Below are 19,321 nucleotides of genomic sequence, written 5' to 3'. Positions count from 1 at the left end.
CCTCAAATAGCCCAAGCATTAACTACTTAGGCTATTTTGTCTTTCATGTTCTAGTTCTATTGATTAAGCTTTAACTAAACTCGGTAACAAATTTGGGAGAATGAGCTCATTCAAACAACCACTTGCGAGTAACTCACTTGCTTGTTCAATATCAGGAGCAAAAAAACGATCTTCACTGTAATACGGCACTTGATCACGCAACACTTTACGCGCACGTTCAAGTTTCGGAGAGCTTTTTAAACCTTCACGGAAATCAAGACCTTGACAGGCACCTAACCACTCCACTGCCAAGATGCCACGAACATTATCAGCCATATACCATAAACGTTTGCCTGCATTTGGTGCCATAGAAACATGGTCTTCTTGGTTTGCTGAAGTTGGCAAACTATCTACACTTGCAGGATGCGCTAAAGCTTTGTTGTCACTTGCCAAAGCTGCGGCTGTGACTTGAGCAATCATAAATCCTGAATTGACCCCACCATTGGCAACTAAGAACGGTGGAAGCTGTGACATATGGCGGTCCATCATCATCGAAATACGACGTTCAGACAGTGAACCAATTTCTGCAATTGCCAATGCCAAATTATCTGCTGCCATCGCAACAGGCTCAGCATGGAAATTACCACCTGAAATCACATCACCTTCAGCAGCGAAAACCAGTGGATTATCCGACACAGCATTTGATTCAATTTCTAATACTTCCGCTGCTTGACGAATTTGGGTCAAACAAGCACCCATCACTTGAGGTTGGCAACGCAGTGAATATGGATCTTGAACTTTGCTGCAATCTTCATGTGAGTGGGCAATTTCACTTGAGTCAGTCAATAAGTCACGATAAGCCGCAGCAACATCGATTTGCCCACGTTGACCACGTGCTTCATGGATACGAGCATCAAATGGTGCACGTGAACCCAACATTGCTTCAACGCTTAAACCACCACAAACCGTAGCTGCTGCAAATAAATCTTCTGCTTCAAATAAACCACGTAACGCATACGCTGTTGATACTTGTGTACCATTTAATAAGGCCAAACCTTCTTTAGCCGCAAGAGAGATTGGTTCTAAACCAGCCGCTTTTAGTGCATCAACAGCAGATAGCCACTCACCTTTATAGCGAGCTTTACCCTCACCTAATAAAACCAATGACATGTGTGCTAATGGGGCTAAATCACCTGAAGCACCAACCGATCCTTTGAGTGGAATATGTGGATAGACTTCCGCATTGATCAACGCAATAATGGCATCAATTACTTTACGGCGAATACCTGAGAAACCACGTGCCAAGCTGTTTGCTTTGAGCAACATGATTAAACGAACCATTGCATCATCTAATGGCTCGCCAACCCCTGCAGCGTGCGAAAGAACCAATGAACGTTGTAGTTTCTCTAAATCTTCAGGCGCAATTTTCGTTGAGGCAAGCAAGCCAAAGCCTGTATTAATCCCGTAGGCAGTACGACCTTCATTGACAATTTTTTCCACGCAAGCAACGCTGGCCTCTATCGCAGCCGATGCACTTTCATCAAGTTTAACTTTAATCGGATTTAAATAAGCTTGGCGAAGATCTGCTAGCGTTAATTTGCCGGGTTGAATGAGAAGTTCCATGATTGGTGTCCTATTTTGAACTATATTGTTCTCTTACAGCGCCTCTTACACAATTGCAAAAAACGCCGTAAATGTGATTGAGTGATTTTTTATTGAGTAATCATTGGCAAGTTCAAACCTTGCTCTTTAGCACAATCAATCGCAATGTCATAACCTGCATCTGCATGACGCATCACTCCTGTTGCAGGGTCATTGGTCAATACACGTGCAATACGTGCTGCTGCTTCATCAGTACCATCACATACAATCACGACACCAGAGTGTTGAGAGAACCCCATACCTACACCACCACCATGATGCAGCGATACCCAAGTTGCGCCACCTGCGGTGTTCAAGAGCGCATTTAATAATGGCCAATCTGATACTGCATCTGAACCATCTTGCATCGCTTCTGTTTCACGATTCGGACTTGATACTGAACCTGAATCTAAATGATCACGACCAATGACGATCGGCGCAGAAAGTTCACCACTGCGAACCATTTCATTAAAAGCTAAACCGAGTTTTGCACGTAAACCTAAACCGACCCAACAAATACGTGCTGGTAGACCTTGGAAGCTAATACGTTCACGCGCCATATCCAACCAACGATGCAAATGCTCATCATCAGGGATTAACTCTTTTACTTTTGCATCTGTTTTATAGATATCTTCTGGATCACCAGACAATGCAACCCAACGGAATGGACCTACACCACGACAGAACAATGGACGAATATAAGCAGGAACAAAACCTGGGAAATCAAAAGCGTTCGCAACACCTTCTTCTTGTGCCATTTGACGAATGTTATTGCCATAGTCAAATGTTGGCACACCCATTTTTTGGAAATCAAGCATCGCTTGGACATGCTTTGCCATAGATTGTTTAGCCGCTTTTACCACAACTTCTGGTTCAGTTTTAGCACGCTCACGGTACTCTTCCCATGTCCAACCCACTGGCAAATAACCATTAAGTGGATCATGTGCACTGGTTTGGTCAGTGACCATATCAGGACGTACACCGCGACGAACTAATTCAGGTAAAATTTCTGCTGCATTACCATGCAATGCGATCGAAACAGCTTTACCTTCTTTGGTGTATTTTTCAATACGTGCGAGCGCATCATCTAAATCTGTTGCTTGCTCATCAACATAACGCGTACGTAAACGGAAATCGATACTAGTTTGTTGGCATTCAATATTCAGTGAACAAGCACCTGCCAATGTTGCTGCTAATGGTTGAGCACCACCCATACCACCTAAACCAGCAGTGAGTACCCAACGACCTGTTAAATCACCGTTGTAATGTTGACGACCTGCTTCTACAAAAGTTTCGTATGTACCTTGTACGATGCCTTGGCTACCAATGTAGATCCATGAACCTGCTGTCATTTGACCGTACATCGCCAAACCTTTTGCATCTAGCTCATTGAAATGTTCCCAATTCGCCCAATGCGGAACCAAATTCGAGTTCGCAATCAGAACACGTGGCGCATCTTTATGGGTTTTGAACACGCCGACAGGTTTCCCTGATTGAACCAATAGGGTTTCATCCGCTTCGAGTGTTTTTAATGTTTCAACGATCTTATCAAAGCATTCCCAATTACGTGCTGCTCGTCCAATCCCACCGTAAACAACAAGCTCTTTCGGATTTTCTGCAACATCAGGGTCAAGATTATTCATCAGCATGCGTAACGGCGCTTCAGTTAACCAACTTTTAGCACTGAGCTGTGTACCACGTGGTGCGCGAATTTCTACGTCACGAAATTTTGTTGTCGTTGTCACGATGAGACTCCTTTCGATGGAATTTGGTTAGCAAATTAAACTGCTCTTTACGATATAGCATGTATTAACTTGTATATACATCTATATACTACACAAAACTTTTAACTTGAAAAGATGCATTTCATTCCATTTCTAAAAATAAATCTCAAGCATATGAAATAAAATAATTTATTTTTTATTCGACAACAAAAAACCCATACAACTACAATTTGTATGGGTTTTAAAAAAGAGAGATAAAATTAGACTTTTTCAGTGCTATTAGACAAGCATGTTGTATATTTTGCTGACTAAAAGCGATATTTTTCAAGTATTTCCAATGAGATTAGAAAGATGAAATCATTGCGTAAACTTACCTTCCAGATAATAACGACTACCCGGATAAATCAAACGCGCACTGGAAATCAGTTGTTTATTTGACCATGTACGACGGCGAATCAATAGGCAAGGCTCGGTTTTATTAATCTTCAACCATTTACATTCTTGAGCCGAAGCTAAAATCGCCGTAACCACATGCTCACCCTCGGTTACAGGTGCTTTTGACATCAAATATGCATTCGGTGTAATCGCTGTAAAATCTTGTGCTAAATAATCTGGTATCAGCACCGGATCGACTAAACGATCTTCTATTTGTACAGGCACATCATTTTCATAATGCACAATAATCGAATGAAATAGCTTTTGCCCTTCACGCATCTGCATTAACACACTCTGCTCTGCATCAGCTTGAATTTGCTCTAACACTAACACTTCTGCACGATGCTTATGATTTCGAGCGATAATCTCTTCGGCAATATTATTCACGTGAAATAAAGCTGTTCGCCCTTGTCCTTCCGCAACAAAAGACCCTACACCTTGTATACGTACCAGCAAGCCTTCACTAGTCAACTCACGCAAAGCGCGGTTGACTGTCATACGACTGCAACCAAGCAAATTGACTAGTTCACTCTCGGATGGAATCTTTTTATTGACTGTCCATGTGCCTTCATAGATTTTTTGTGAAATCATTTGCTTTACACGTAAATATAAAGGAACAGGACTATCTTCCCCGAGTGATAAATCCAAATCGTTCTGCTTGGATGTTCTTGACATTGACTAAAACTCATACAAAATACTTTCAGCTATTGTATATGGATTAGTGTCAATTTGTATATACAAGCTTATACAATTAGAATCCCACTTTTAAATAATATGGAATTTTGTTCACTTGAATTCTTGAGTTGATAAACTCGTAAGCTAAACGGTATAGCGCTTACTCAATCCCCAATCTGCCAATATACGACGATACATGGTTGAAGAGCGATCAGCTTCAAAATGTGCTTCCATGGTAATATCTACAGGTAATTCTTCAGGTTTTTGAGACTCTACCATCTCTTGATCTTCTGCAAAAATTTGTGCATTAAAGTCATAAACAGCTTGCAAATCCCCAGTGGTATCAAAGTTACGTGTTAGTGGTACAAACAATCGAGTTTTATTATGTGAGATTGGGCAACAGGCATTTAAAATCTTTAATACACCATCATTTGGAAAATGAATCGTCAATACTGCTGAAAATGGTGGATAAACATCAAAAATCCGCTCCCAAAGGAAATCATCAGGCGCTAAATGTTGCATCCCATGTGGATAATTACTGACGTTACTGACATATTCAGTATGTAACCCATAATCGGTGCGTTCAGTCGAATACTTCGGAACGACAGGATTCTCTCTGTCCGCAAATGCATTGTGATGCACCCAAGCAAAATGCGCCACATCAATAAAACCCTCTAATTGACGACCACTTGAACCAGCAATATCAACATATGGAGGTAAAATTTCTTGGTGTTCTTCTGTATCCCATGTATCCAGTACTGGGAAATTTGCCGAGCTTTCGTCTCGTCCTAAAATACTCGTCCATACCAAACCATATTTTATGACCACAGGAAATTTGGTTAAGGAAAAACGATCAGAAATTTTGGTTAGATCAGGCTGTGCAGGAATTTTTATGCATTTACCTTGTTCATTGAAATGCAAACCGTGATAAGGACAAATAATTGTTTCACCTTCAACCCAACCCTTGCTTAACGGTACACCTCGATGTGGGCAAATATCACGTACCAAATGAATATTTCCCTTTTCAGTTTTATAAATCGCCATATTCAGATCAAGTAACGTGACTTGCTGTGGCTTAGTCGTTACATCTTCAACTCGTGCTACGGGATACCAATGTTGAGCCAATATATGCCAATCCTGATCGTCAAACTGACTGTGACAAGGTTTATTTGGAAGATTGATTAAAGGAATTGCATTCATGTTTTGCTCTCTTTCTGCTAAAGATCACGGATCGATATGGCTTAAATGCAGTGTGGAACAGAACATTTTTTTCGTCTATTAGAATGAATTTGATCATTCATTCTAAAAATTAGAACAGTAACGGCACTAAAATTGCTTTTGTTTAAATACTTATTTTTTATAAAACGTACATGTAATGGCATTACCCTTTTCTCGCTTCGCTGAATATTTTATTGCAGTCGCCAAAACCGGTAGTTTAAGAAAAGCAGCGGATCAGCTTTTTATTTCAGTTTCAGCGGTACATCGTCAGATCGTTTTAGCTGAAGAGGAACTTGGTGTAGCTTTATTTGAACGCCTGCCAAATGGCTTAAAACTAACTTTGGCCGGTGAGTTGCTATATGCAGATTTGCGAAGTTGGCAAAAAGACTTTCAAATGACACAAAAGCGCTTGAATGAAATCCAAGGCTTACAGAGAGGTTCAATTGATTTTGGTGTCATTTCCGCGCTCAGTGAAAGTTTTGTCACGGATGTTATTCAATCCATTCATCAAGATTATCCTTGGATTAATTTCAATATTCGCGTGTTAGATAGCGACTATGTTGCTGATCTCGTAATTAATGCAGAACTCGATTTTGGTTTAATCCTCAATCCAAAACATCAGCATCAATTGCAAGTCAGCTCATTTATTGAAATGCCACTCGGTTTTGTCATTCCCAAACAACATCCCTTAGCAAACAAAGAAAAAATCTATTTCTCGGATACACTGGAATTCAACCATATCATCGCTGCTGCACCGTTGATTATTCATGATCATGTGATGGCTTTATATAAGAAACATGATTTTAATCCTCCCCATCAAATTGAATGCAACGATATTCGTATGATGCTGTCATTGCTTAGAAACAGTCTAGGCATTGGTATCATGAGTTATCTAGATGCCTATGCTTTTATTGAAAATGGTGAATTTGAATTCAGAACGATTCACGAAAATGGATTACATCCGATTACCCTTGCCTTGTGTGTTGCACCAAAACGGCAACTCTCACGAATATCACAAATTATGATGAATCAAATCATTGAACACATGGAAGCACTAAAATTGCGCATGATAAAGATTACCCAGCAAATAAACTCGATTAACGCACCAAAATAAAACACACAAACATATGATTTATATTATTTTATTGTTTGACACCCAAACAATCCATCGAGTAATTTAATGAGAAGTTTCACATTTCCATCTTCTTAGGCAAACCCATGACACTCATAGATCAAACTAACCATGTCACCCATGATTATCCTCGAGATATGCTAGGTTATGCCAATCATCCTCCACATGCTCAGTGGCCAAATCAAGCCAAAATTGCCGTTCAGTTTGTATTGAATTATGAAGAAGGTGGAGAAAAACACATTTTGCATGGTGATGATGGTTCAGAGCAGTTCCTTTCTGAAATTAGCGGTGCTGAAAGTTATCCTGCACGTCACCTTTCTATGGATTCCATCTACGAGTATGGTTCACGTGTCGGGTTTTGGCGAATTCAACAGGAGTTTGCCAAACGTCATTTACCTATGACGATTTTTGGTGTTGCGATGGCATTACAAAGAAATCCTTTAGTGGTTGAAGCAATCAAACAAAATCACTATGACGTTGTTTCGCATGGTTTACGTTGGATTCATTATCAAAATGTAGATATTGAAACCGAGAAAGCACATATGGCTGAAGCCATGCAAATTTTAAAAGATTTATTTGGGGAATATCCAACAGGTTGGTATACAGGGCGTGATAGTCCCAATACCCGTCAACTCTTGGCTGACTATGATCAGATTCAGTATGACAGTGATTATTATGGGGATGATCTACCTTTTTGGACAACACTATCAAAAGAGAATGGTGAAACTCGTCCACATCTCATTATTCCATATACGCTTGATACGAATGATATGAAGTTCGCCTCTCCGACTGGTTTCAATCGTAGTGAAGATTTTTTTGAGTATTTAAAAGATGCTTTTGATGTGCTGTATGCTGAAGGAGCGACTTCACCGAAAATGTTATCTATCGGGATGCATTGTCGAATTCTAGGTCGCCCTGCCCGTTTTAAAGCATTACAGCGCTTTTTGGATTATGTGCAAAATCATGATCGGGTATGGATTTGTACTCGTCAGCAAATTGCGGAACATTGGTATAAATATCATCCTTATCCGGATGATATAACTTAAAAACCATCTAAGTATTTTTGCGTATATAAGTAAAGTTTTAACTATTATTTACTATTGTGGTTGGCGGCATGAATGCCGCCGTTGAGCTGTGGCATCAAGGATGTGCCATCAGCTCAACAAAGCGGTTTTGTTACTTTTGCCCAGTCAAAAGTAAGGCTAAAGCTTATACAAGAATAATTCGTCTTTGGATCAATTAAAAACTAATGCCAATGTATACAATTTAAGAACCCAGCAATAGAAAAATAATTAAAATTACTTTTTCATCAAACTCAAGCTATTTTTGCCATCTCCATACTCCGCTGCTGTAACAGCTTTACTGATTGTTTCGCTTGCGAAGCCAGCTCCATCATATCAACATCAGGAATTTGGTCATTTTCCACCACCATTTTACCTGCAATAAACATCGCTTTAATATACGCGCGACCACCACTTGCAATAGGACCAATCGCCATATCGTGTAAGCCCAAATAACGAGGATCATCCAAACGATACAAGACCAAATCCGCTTGTTGACCGATCTCAATCGTACCGACTTGATCTAAACTGAGAACTTTTGCACCACCGACAGTTCCCCAGCGAATAATATCTTCAATACTTGCCGCATCAGCACCGCCCTCAAACATCCCACCTTCATATTGTGGCTTTGCCAACATACCTTTTCTCGCACGTTGTAATAACCATGCGGCATGCGTTTCAGACAACATATCAGCAGCCTCGTTGGACGCCGCACCGTCAACACCAATCGAAATTGTCATGCCAGCTTTTTCTAAACTTACCAAATCAGCGATACCACTGCCTAAACGTGCATTACTTTGAGGACAATGTGCAACTCCTGTTTTTGTTTGACCCAAAATCTGGATTTCTTCTGGTAATAGCTTCACCAAATGAGCAAACCAAACATCATTGCCCACCCAATCATTTTCAGCACAATATTGCACAGGTGTCATATTAAATTTAGCTTTTGCTGCGTCCAAATAGTCTACCGTTTCAGATAAATGACTATGCATACCAATACCAAGCCTTCTAGCAATTTTTGCACTTTCTCTAAATTGTTCTGGTGTCATGGAATGTAAAGTTGATGTGGGGGCCATTACAATTTTTCTAAAAGAGTTGCCTTCTGATTGATGATATAAATGAACTAACCGCTCTATGTCAGCCATATAGGCATCAAATTTTTCTGGACGTAATGCTTGTGGTAAATCACTTTCTAAACCACGTGTAAGCGTTGCACCACCACGACATAATACAAAACGCATGCCGAGCTTTTCGGCTTCATCAAATAAAATAGCAGCACCATCAAACGGCATTTTTGGCCAATATAAATAATGGTGATCCGCAACTGTTGCACAACCTGAGCGTAGTAACTCAATTAAACCTATACGCACTGCGATTCGAAATGTCATTTCATCAAATGCACCACGAAAACGATACGGTGTAGTCGCGAGCCATGAACTTAAATTTTGATTTAAACCCTGAGGCTCTCCTTTTAATAAAGACTGAAATAAATGGTGGTGGGTATTTACCCATGCAGGATAAATAACACAATCTTTCGCATTTACTACCTGTTCATTTTCATACTCAGCCAATTGTCCAATTTCAGTAATTACTCCAGCTTGGATACGAATGTCTGGCGCAGAAGATCGAGCAGCAGTACCTGATAAACCAGTCAAAATAGCATGGGCATTTTTAATCAAATAACTATTATTCATCATACTTGTTCACTCTCATGCCATTTACGAAGAAATACACGACTTAATAAAGACATCAATACAAACAGCCCTAAGCCTGTACAAGTAATGAGAAACAGTGCAGCAAACATTAAAGGTAAATCTAGTTGGAATCCTGCCTGTAAAATTTGATAGGCTAAACCTGCACTTGTACCGCCAGCACCTGCAACGAACTCGGAAACTACCGCTCCTATAAGCGCTAAACCACATGAAATCCGTAGGCCACCAAAGAAATAAGGCAACGCATTCGGCACACGTAGGCGCATCAGAATTTGCCAACGACTGGCTTTATTAATCTGAAAAAGATTAAGTAGCCCTTTATTGACACTACGTAGACCTAAAGTTGTGTTGGTGAGTATTGGGAAAACAGCGACTAACATGGCGCATACCACCAATGCCAAAGTGGTATTTTGAATCCAAATAATCACTAAAGGTGCAATCGCCACGATCGGAGTCACCTGAAATAAAATGGCATAAGGCATAAAACATGCTTCTACAACACGACTTTGTACAAATAGAAAAGCAATTAAAGTTCCAATAATCACTGCACAAGCAAAAGCAAGTAATGTGATCTTTAACGTCACCCATAAACTACCAAACAACAGCGAAGATTGATTCATCAGTGCCATCACAATATCACTTGGCTTTGGTACAACATAAACGGGAACTTCTAATTGCTGAAAACTCAATTGCCATGTGAGTAATAAGAAGCAGCCAAGCATGAATGGCGCTGCAATACGTTGCATAACAGGATGTTGTATTAAAGGTTTAACCATGATCATGCCCTCCGTTTGCTTGAGCCAACAAAGCAGAAAAATGTGCACATTGTTTAATAAACGCATCAGATGTTCTAAAAGATTCATCTCGATGATATGGTCCATCCACTTCTAAATCTGCGATTACTCGACCAGGTCTTGCACCCATCACGATCACTCTAGAAGACAAATACACTGCTTCGTAAATACTATGAGTAACAAAAACAACGGTTAAATCGCGTTCAGACCAAAGTTTTCGGATATCACTATCGAGTTTATGTCGAGTAAACTCATCTAAAGCTCCAAAGGGTTCATCCATGAGTAATAAATCTGGCTCTGTCACTAATGCACGAGCAAGAGAAGCGCGCATTTGCATTCCTCCTGAAAGTTCACGCGGATAAGCTTTCGCAAATTGCTCTAATCCTACTGCTTTCAAAGCATCAGATACTTTGGAGGAACTTTTCGACTTAGCAATGTGTTGTAAATCAAGTGGCAGACGTACATTTTCCTCAATCGTTGCCCAAGGCATAAGTGTGGCTTCTTGGAATACCATTGCCATTTTGCATTGTGATTGAATATCCGCCTTACCATTCCAGCGAACTTGCCCCGCTGAGGGTTGCTCAAGATCAGCAAACATCTTCAGTAATGTGCTTTTCCCACAGCCCGATGGTCCAAGTAGAGAAACAATTTCACCTCGTGCAATATCTAGATCAAGTCGCTGTAAAGCATGTGTGCCGTTTGGATAGGTTTTTTCGGCTCCACGCACCATAATCATTGGCGTAACAAAATTTGATGTAGTCGGAATATCTACAGATAAAACTGAATTCATGCGGTTTCCCCTTGAGACGAATGTCTGATTTTCTAACCTACTGATGTAATTGTTATTTACTTACAGGATTGAACTGTGTGGTATAAGCCGCTTTCCAATTAGTTTTAGTATTGAGCAAACCTGCATTTACCATAAAATCACGCGTTGCTTTCCAACGCGCGTCTGTCATCACGCCAATCCCTCGAGTTTTGGCATCTCCGCCATCAATCAATTTTCGTTTTTTCATTTGATCAACTGCAAAAGCCAATAGATCATCATTCATATTGGGATTTTCTTTTTTTATCATCGCATTGCCTAAACGAGGATCGGCTAGGTAGTTTTTCCAACCTTCCATAGAAGCCTGTACGAAACGTTTTAAAACATCGGGTTTTGCTTGAATGACATCATTTCGAGTCACAAGAATTCCACCATAGGCTGGGTATCCAGCATCAGCGAATAAGAAAAAATTACTCGAAGGTTCAGCCTTTTTTGCTTGAAACACCTCTGAGGTTGCATAGGCTTGTTGAGCTACATTTTTACTTGCTAAAAATGGTTGCATATTGAAAGTATAAGGACGAGCCTGAGCTGCATTTAAATTATATTTTTCTCTTAACCAAGGCCACCAGCTTGCTTGTCCGCTGGTAGATACAAGAATTGTTTTTCCTTTCAAATCTGCCAAAGATTTCACATCGCTGTGAGTCAAAATACCTTGTGGATCAAATTGAAATGGTGCAGCAATTGCCTTGATCGGAAAATTACTTTCTATACCTTTTAATACTTGGAGATCATAATTAATAATAATATCTGCACGTTTAGAAAGTAATAACGTCATATTATTGACTTGTGGGCCACCGATTTTAATATCGACATCTAGCCCATATTTTTTATAGATTCCTTGTGCTAAAGCTTGATAATAACCACCTTGCTCTGCTTGTGCATACCATGTGGTTTGTAAAACTAATTTGTCGGCAGCTTGAGTAAATGAACTGAATAGTAATGCGCTCGCAATGACAGCTAATCGCCCTTTGCCTACATAGTGCTGAATTTTCATAAGTAAGACCCCTAAATATGTTTGAACTCATTTCACTGTTCTTTTAGGGGAATAAAAATCGAATGTAAAAAGGCACACAGATTCTCTCAAAGCCCTGAAATGACTTTGTCCCCAAAAGAGGAACAGCTAACGCTGTAGAGCAATGTCCCATGTGTAATACACACTAACCGCTTATACTCAGTTATGATTTAGCAAACACCATGCCAGCATTTATTTAATCGATATATTTCATAAAGATAGGCTAATATTTTTTCTTTTAATTTCACATCAGCCATCTATTTTGTATTAACATTACTTTTAATTTTGAATAATTTTAGATAGACAAATAAAATGCACCATTTTTAAACCATAACATGCACAAAAAAGGATCAAATATTAAACTATAATTTTAGACATTCAAATATTCTGTATTGGTCAATATTATTTCTCATATTTTATATACATCAAGGTCATAAATTAATCTCTTTTTAGATTGGTATAAAAAATGCTTATATTGATTTGTCGGAGTAGAAGCGTTCAGCATATATTTAAACAATATATGTGGGTCATTGCTCAGAAATAAGCTCACATTCTATTTATTTAGGATGTGTTGCTCTTTTTTGAAAAAATGACCCAGTCGCCTTTCATTCAATTTGATTGGGTCATGGTTTATTCAACAATTGAGGTGAAATATGAATAGCGCGAACATGACCAATTTAGCTGAAAATAATTACAGTTTAGAAGAGCTGCAAAAAGAAGCACGTATGGGGGCTTTGGGTCAAGAAACTTTTGAAAGAGAAGTTCGTATCATTGATCTTTCCAACTTTGAAGATCGTAAATATGAAATTGCAGAACAGCTTTGGTCTGCGGCAACTGATATTGGTTTTTTTCAAGTTTCAAATCACGGGATTAATTTAGAACAAATTCAAAATGCTTTTGAAATGACAAAAAAGTTTTTTGAGCTACCTACACATATCAAATCCCAATACCCTTTGAATCGAAATGCTGGCTGGGAAAGTAAAGCTCAAATTCGCCCATCTACAAGTACGCCCGATCAGAAAGAATCCTATCAAATTACGCGCCCAAGAATGATGGGGTTGTATCCCAGCGAACAAGAATTACCAACATTTAAGACCACAATGCTTGAGTTTGAAAAAGCATGCTGGCAAGTGGGTATGAAAATATTATCTTGCTTTGCTTACAAACTTGGATTCGCAGATAATTTCTTTACGCTAGCACATGATCCTGATCAAGAAACTTATCAAAGTACACTCCGGATGCTGCACTATTATGCAATTGATCCAGCCATCAAAGATCAACTGGGGTTATGGCGTGCTGGTGCACATACCGATTTTGATTGCTTAACCTTACTATTTCAGCGCAAAGGCCAAGGTGGTCTGCAAGTTTGTCCTGGTAAAGACATGGACCAACAACAATGGACAAGTATTGAACCGCGTGATGATGTAATCACTTGTAATATTGGTGATATGTTGATGCGCTGGAGTGATGATCAACTTCCATCAAATTTTCATCGCGTTAAAAATCCTGAAGCCCATGAATATCAAGGCGCACGTTATAGTTTGGCATTCTTCTGTCAAGCCAATGAAGATGTGATCATCGAAAGTCCGCAAAAGAAATATCCAGCAATCACGGCAAAGGAATATCTAAAACAAAGAATTAGTGCAAATTTTAAAGGGAAATATTAAGTAACTTTGCGGTCAGAGACTTGAAATCTCTGACTGTTTCTGTTCAATAATCCACTTCGGTTCAACCAGATGATGTACATCACAATTTTGTCCACCACCAATACGATCCACCACTAAAAAATCACTTTCAGCTTCTAAAGTAATTAATGGATGATGCCAAACCCCTTGGCGATAGGTAATACCCTGCTTACCATTACTTAGAAAGGCATAGATTTGCTGTTCATCTGGTTGTGAGTGATCCAAAGGTAAAGCCACAATAATGATAAATTTTTGTTGTTGTAATGGAATGAACGATTGTGAGCCGTAAGGATGACGTTCAAGCATAACTATTTTAAACGGAATCTGTGTTGCACATAAGTTATGAAAAATACTCATCCCCACAGTAACGTGATCACCAGTAATTTGAGCAACTGATAATGCATGATAGCGCTGCGTTAAACCTTGGTTAATCGAAAAAAAATCATGATTTTCTTTTTCAATCACATCACCAAAAGCGGAAAAACTCTCTTGAGTTAAAGGCTGAATTTGGATGTTTTTTCTCATATATTGAACTTCACTTTATTTTAGCAGAACGAAACTTCGTAGATTGTTCTTCTCTAATCCAATGCATAATGAACATTTGCTATCGAGCTAGGCGGCATGGATGCCGCCCGTTAGGCTGTGGCATCAAGGATGTGCCATCAGCCTAACAAAAGATTTTTGTTACTTTTGATCTTTCAAAAGTAAGCAAATACCAATTTAAAAATGATCTGTTTTATCAAAACTTATATGACCATGCTCATTACTGAAGAAACAATTTCATTCTGTGATTTTGCCCCACAAGCGAATCCGACTAATTCCACCATCTGGGATCATATTGACACGAATATAGTTCACTTTTTGATGCTGCAAAATTTCGGCAATATATGCATGAATCGCATCCATTGATAACGGTTGCTGCTCTAACACAAAAGGCCAAAACATACTCTGAGGAATCAACTGAGCATCCGTAGCATCCTCAACATAAGCAGCTTGTATCGAACAAAAAGCAGGAAAATTACCCTTAAAATGTGCTGTATCAATTTCTATTTTTTCTACGTGCCCCGCTTGACCTAAGGCAATAACGCACCAGTCAAAACCAGGTTCACGACGGCGCTTGGTTTCCCAACCATCTCCCATATTGATGCCGCGATCTGGGCTGAGTAAATTATTCGGATGCCCATAGTGCGCATCACTAAATGCAACAATACGCCCTCCATTTTTCAAACCAATCAGATCAATTTGTTGGGTTGAATCTATATTTTCCAGTACAACATTGCCATAAACACGTAAACGAGCAACACCGCCATCAGGGAAAATATTAAGTCGAATGTGGCTGATTTTATGTACTTCACAACTAAAAAAATGATGATGATCTGGAGACAAAACCGAGTTTTCTAACAATGGAATCCAAGTGATATTTTCCAGTTGATCATCAGGTGCATAACACCCTTCAATCGATGCAGAAGCAGGATAATTCCCTGTGAAAAAAGAAGTATCGAGATCAAAACCTGAAACTTTTCCAGTTACACCCAAACGCACAATACACCAATCGTATCCTGCTTCACGCTTACGACGTGTTTCCCATCCATCCATCCATTTCCCATGATCATCGAACTTGCCTTCGATGAATTTTGCAGGTTCTGGTTGTAACATTCTTTCCGCACTTGCAAAAAACTCATCAGAGCAAGACACAATGCTCGCGCCAATGCGCGCATCAGCTAAATTGGTTAAACCCTGTAAGTTATCTGGCAAAGCTACTACTTTGGCAATATGCACCGTCATTAATCAATCCTACAAAACATTTTCATATGGTTCATTCTATGCAAAATCCAGTCCAACTGGTCTGACCTGTTATAAATAATTATCTAATTTTAGCTTTGAAGCAATTTAAATTTATAAATTTTGTGTAGAATCAAATTGTTCATTTTATTTTTAGGAAACGATGTTTATGAGTCCACAAGCAATGCTCAATGGAAAATCATCTCAAGTGACTGAGCAAGCAGTGGAAGTCATTCATCAACGCATTCAGGAAGGTACTTATGCAATTGGTTCTGCATTACCCTCTCAACGTGATCTTGCCACGCAATTAGGAATTAGCCGCGCTTCTCTGCGTGAAGCTTTGACCCGCCTTGCCGCTTTAGGTCTATTAGAAATCAAGGCTGGTAAAGGGGTGTATGTCATCTCACAACACAGTAAAGCAGCAGAACAATGGGAAGGTGAACATCGCATTTCTTTAAAAGATTTTTATCAATTACGCTACGTACTTGAAGGGTTTTGCGCCCTGCTGGCATGTGAATATCTAACTGAACAAGATAAATTAATTTTAAAACAACACTATGAAGCGCTCTCAAATGCAATTTTGCAACAAAATTGGCAAGCTGCTTCTGAATTTGATTATGCATTTCATCAACATATCATTGATTTAAGTCATAATCAGTCGATCATTCAAACACTTAAAATGCATAATGAATGGATTAAGAAAAGTCAGATTCTTCCTTTTGTTCAACCAAATTTAGCATTTAAAACCATAAAAGAACATGATGCGATTTTACAGGCACTCTTTAAACAAGATGCTTTAGCGGCTGAAAAGGCAATGCAGGCACATATTATTGGCGCTGCTCAACGTGCTGGTGTTTATTTTTCTCGTCATGAGTCTTGATAAAATACCCATGCACCACTTTAACTCAAACTTTGAACCACATCGAAACACTCATCTTATTTCCGCTTCTTCATAGCGCATAATAACTGGTATGACCTGTTAAACCACCAAATAAAATTGGCACAATTCTCGCTTAAGACTTATTAGAAATTTATAGTTCTAAAATTAGGGTCTAAAAGATGAATATTGCGATTGTAGGTGCAGGTATGGGCGGTTTAACTGCTGGTATCGCTTTAAAAAAATTTGGACATCAAGTCACGATTTATGAACAAGCAGCAGAAATTTTACCGGTAGGCGCAGCAATATCACTATGGTCGAACGGCGTTAAATGTCTAAATTACCTTGGTTTGACTGATCAAATTCAAGCTTTAGGCGGAGAAATGGAGTCTCTTTCCTATATCGATGGTCTCACTTGTCAAACCATGACTCAATTTAGTTTAACTCCTTTATACAAAGAAGTTGGACAACGTGCCTACCCTGTTGCACGTGCAGATTTACAACGCCTGCTCATGCAAACATTTGGCTTAGAAAATATTAAACTAGGCATGAGAATGACCGAGATTGAAAATCAGTCTGAATATGTCAGCATTCGTTTTGCCGATGGTTCCGAGATTCAAGCTGATCTATTAATTGGTGCGGATGGAACCCACTCCATCACACGCAAGTTTGTACTCGGCCATCAAGTTGAACGACGTTATGCTGGTTATGTCAATTGGAATGGGCTAGTTGAAATTGATGAAAAAATTGCACCAGCGCAACAATGGACAACCTATGTCGGTGAAGGAAAACGTGTCTCACTTATGCCTGTAGCACAAAATCGTTTCTATTTCTTTTTTGATGTGCCTATAGAAGCAGGTCTACCCAATCAACGTGATCAATATAAAACTGAGCTGAAAAAATATTTCAAAGATTGGTGTCCACCTGTGCATCAACTGATTGATCGTTTAGATGAGCAAAAAACCAATCGCGTTGAAATCCATGATATTGAACCTTTTATGAATTTTTATAAAGGTCGTGCCGTTTTACTTGGCGATGCAGCACACAGTACCACCCCAGACATTGGGCAAGGCGGTTGCCAAGCAATGGAAGATGCTATTTACTTGGCACGTGCTTTGCAAATAAATACTTTTGGGCTAAGTGATGCACTAGAAAGATACCAGAACAAACGTAATGACCGAACCAAAGAAATGGTATTACGTGCTCGTAAGCGTTGTGATGTAACGCATATGAAAGATCAAAAAGTGACTGAAGAGTGGTATCAATCACTCTATACAGAACAAGGTTCGCACATCATGCAAGGAATTATTAGCAATATTGTGGGAAATCCTTTAGATTAATAACATAAAGTTTTAACTCCCCCCTTCAATGGGGGCTTTTTTTATCTAAATAATTTAATCAAGCAAACTTATAAAACTAATAAAAAGCCCATTTCATAGCTGAAATAGGCAATTGGAATAAAGCAGACTTTAAAACTTATAGCTCAATGTAAATCGATTTTGTAAAAAGTCTTTTTCATAACGTGGTGAAGTTTGGATACCAAAGAAGTTACTCACACTAAATCCTTTTAAAGCGCCTGTGAAATTATAAATTCCAAAAACCATATACTCAGACTGATTACGACTCGCAACATGATCAGCCTCTTTCAAATCCATAAAAGAATATCGAGCACCCGCAATCACTTGATCTGTGAGCTTTCCTTCCAAGGACGTCATAAAAGCATTCCCTGCGCCTAGATCCTGAGTACTGGTAAAAAAAGGTTGTGCGAAAATTTCACCTGAAGAAGTTTTAGTAGCGTATGGCGTTAATAAAGCACCATTTAGATAACTTTCGCTATCTGGTTTGATATAGTTATAGGCCACTTTCAAACTTGCTTTTGACAAAACTTTAAACGTCGCCTGAACCCCCAAAATTTGGCTATCTACCTCTCCAGCCAAAGCTTTCCCTTGATCTTTACCCGAAATATATTGCATAGAAAACTCTGGCGAATAATTCAATTTTGGCAAAGACAAATCTGCTTGGGTATAAATCAAACGCGTGTAATCATCATAGTCTTGATACCAAAATTGGGCTTTAAGCTTCTTATCTTCGGCGATATCAAAACTCTTACCAGCACCAACTGACCACACACCATCTGATTGAGTATTAGGATTTTGACGTGTGGTTTTGGTAAATTCATCATCAGCATAACTTTTAAATTTATTGACCTTGGTTAAGCGTATAAAGTCTGTGTTATTTCCCACTTGGAGATCCGCAGCTTGGTACAAAGCCATTAAAATACGCCGATCTGCATAATCCCCCATAAATGGTAAATTAAGACGCTGATTACCGACCGTCACCCGTGCGAAATCATTTTTCCAAGTCACATAGGCTTCCGCCAAGCCATCACGATCTTCTTTTAACTCAGATACTTCATCATTTTTATTTTTTTCATCTAAACGACGTTGCAGATCATAACCAATGGCTGCTTGTACGCCGTAAAAAGGCGCTGTTTCATATCTAATATAACCACCAATGGAAACTGTATCTTGATTGAGATTATTGACAAAATAACCATTATTCAAAGAATAATAAGCTGTTTTAACTGTGCCATGTATCGCTCCACAACCCAGCATTTCTTGTACGGATTTAACTGAATTATCTTGCACTTTGCAGTCTTGCCCTAAATTAAACAGCCCATTCAAGCTCGTATCCGCAGCCCAAACTTGGCCCATGCTCCCCATTGCGATAAGCAGAGTCACCGATTTCAAAGTAAAATTTTTCATAAT

16 protein-coding genes are annotated in these 19,321 nt (G+C 39.2%); 5 read left to right on the top strand and 11 right to left on the bottom strand.

The genetic code is table 11. The annotated features are described in order from the left end of the window. Positions 1-63 precede the first annotated feature (63 nt). From hutH to F2A31_RS06180, 4 genes are all read right to left on the bottom strand, one after another. On the bottom strand, positions 64-1,602 hold the full coding sequence (gene hutH / locus F2A31_RS06195; protein WP_004639564.1) for a histidine ammonia-lyase: 1,539 nt from the start codon (positions 1,600-1,602) through the stop codon (positions 64-66). 89 nt (positions 1,603-1,691) lie between these two features. Further along, positions 1,692-3,368, bottom strand: a complete 1,677-nt coding sequence (gene hutU / locus F2A31_RS06190; protein WP_150025635.1) for a urocanate hydratase — start codon at positions 3,366-3,368, stop codon at positions 1,692-1,694. Positions 3,369-3,701: 333 nt separating this feature from the next. Beyond that, positions 3,702-4,454 (bottom strand): histidine utilization repressor, encoded by a 753-nt coding sequence (hutC, locus tag F2A31_RS06185; protein ID WP_125502312.1) that lies wholly within the window; start codon positions 4,452-4,454, stop codon positions 3,702-3,704. 144 nt (positions 4,455-4,598) lie between these two features. After that, positions 4,599-5,654 (bottom strand): aromatic ring-hydroxylating oxygenase subunit alpha, encoded by a 1,056-nt coding sequence (locus F2A31_RS06180; RefSeq protein WP_150025634.1) that lies wholly within the window; start codon positions 5,652-5,654, stop codon positions 4,599-4,601. A gap of 175 nt (positions 5,655-5,829) precedes the next feature. Between F2A31_RS06180 and F2A31_RS06175 the strand changes: the two genes are divergently transcribed. Next, a complete protein-coding gene (locus F2A31_RS06175; RefSeq protein WP_005082563.1) occupies positions 5,830-6,786 on the top strand; it encodes a LysR family transcriptional regulator in 957 nt (318 codons plus the stop codon). Between the two features lie 104 nt (positions 6,787-6,890). Next, positions 6,891-7,850 (top strand): allantoinase PuuE, encoded by a 960-nt coding sequence (puuE, locus tag F2A31_RS06170; RefSeq protein WP_150025633.1) that lies wholly within the window; start codon positions 6,891-6,893, stop codon positions 7,848-7,850. A gap of 269 nt (positions 7,851-8,119) precedes the next feature. On the opposite strand, the gene F2A31_RS06165 is transcribed toward puuE, so the two are convergent. The 4 genes from F2A31_RS06165 to F2A31_RS06150 are packed head-to-tail and all read right to left on the bottom strand — an operon-like array spanning position 8,120 to position 12,191. Beyond that, positions 8,120-9,562 (bottom strand): amidohydrolase family protein, encoded by a 1,443-nt coding sequence (locus tag F2A31_RS06165; RefSeq protein WP_150025632.1) that lies wholly within the window; start codon positions 9,560-9,562, stop codon positions 8,120-8,122. Next, positions 9,559-10,353 carry an ABC transporter permease gene (locus tag F2A31_RS06160; protein WP_017396342.1) on the bottom strand — a complete coding sequence of 265 codons (795 nt, stop codon included), beginning with the start codon at positions 10,351-10,353 and terminating at the stop codon, positions 9,559-9,561. The genes F2A31_RS06165 and F2A31_RS06160 overlap by 4 nt, the downstream gene beginning before the upstream one ends. Further along, the gene (locus tag F2A31_RS06155; RefSeq protein ID WP_150025631.1) at positions 10,346-11,161 is read right to left on the bottom strand and encodes an ABC transporter ATP-binding protein; all 816 of its coding nucleotides are present in this window, start codon (positions 11,159-11,161) and stop codon (positions 10,346-10,348) included. The genes F2A31_RS06160 and F2A31_RS06155 overlap by 8 nt, the downstream gene beginning before the upstream one ends. A gap of 52 nt (positions 11,162-11,213) precedes the next feature. After that, the gene (locus F2A31_RS06150) at positions 11,214-12,191 is read right to left on the bottom strand and encodes an ABC transporter substrate-binding protein (protein ID WP_150025630.1); all 978 of its coding nucleotides are present in this window, start codon (positions 12,189-12,191) and stop codon (positions 11,214-11,216) included. Positions 12,192-12,862: 671 nt separating this feature from the next. Between F2A31_RS06150 and F2A31_RS06145 the strand changes: the two genes are divergently transcribed. Then, entirely contained in the window at positions 12,863-13,876 is a 1,014-nt protein-coding gene (locus F2A31_RS06145; RefSeq protein WP_150025629.1) for an isopenicillin N synthase family dioxygenase, read from the top strand. 12 nt (positions 13,877-13,888) lie between these two features. Here F2A31_RS06145 and F2A31_RS06140 read toward each other — a convergent pair whose 3' ends face one another. Then, the gene (locus tag F2A31_RS06140; protein ID WP_150025628.1) at positions 13,889-14,419 is read right to left on the bottom strand and encodes an ureidoglycolate lyase; all 531 of its coding nucleotides are present in this window, start codon (positions 14,417-14,419) and stop codon (positions 13,889-13,891) included. 255 nt (positions 14,420-14,674) lie between these two features. After that, on the bottom strand, positions 14,675-15,679 hold the full coding sequence (gene alc / locus F2A31_RS06135; protein ID WP_150025627.1) for an allantoicase: 1,005 nt from the start codon (positions 15,677-15,679) through the stop codon (positions 14,675-14,677). A 166-nt stretch (positions 15,680-15,845) separates the two neighbouring features. On the opposite strand from alc, the gene F2A31_RS06130 reads away from it, so the two are divergent. Then, positions 15,846-16,556, top strand: coding sequence for a FadR/GntR family transcriptional regulator (locus tag F2A31_RS06130; protein ID WP_005082543.1), 711 nt, complete (start codon positions 15,846-15,848; stop codon positions 16,554-16,556). Positions 16,557-16,735: 179 nt separating this feature from the next. After that, entirely contained in the window at positions 16,736-17,893 is a 1,158-nt protein-coding gene (hpxO, locus tag F2A31_RS06125; RefSeq protein ID WP_150025626.1) for an FAD-dependent urate hydroxylase HpxO, read from the top strand. 129 nt (positions 17,894-18,022) lie between these two features. Here hpxO and F2A31_RS06120 read toward each other — a convergent pair whose 3' ends face one another. Continuing rightward, positions 18,023-19,318: an OprD family outer membrane porin gene (locus F2A31_RS06120; protein WP_150025625.1), complete on the bottom strand. Its 1,296-nt coding sequence runs from the start codon at positions 19,316-19,318 to the stop codon at positions 18,023-18,025. Positions 19,319-19,321: the final 3 nt, after the last annotated feature.

Origin of the sequence: Acinetobacter suaedae (genome assembly GCF_008630915.1) — a bacterium.
GTDB classification, from domain to species: domain Bacteria; phylum Pseudomonadota; class Gammaproteobacteria; order Pseudomonadales; family Moraxellaceae; genus Acinetobacter; species Acinetobacter suaedae.
The sequence above is the reverse complement of the archived record's forward strand: the minus strand, read 5'-3'. Positions and strand labels throughout refer to the sequence as shown.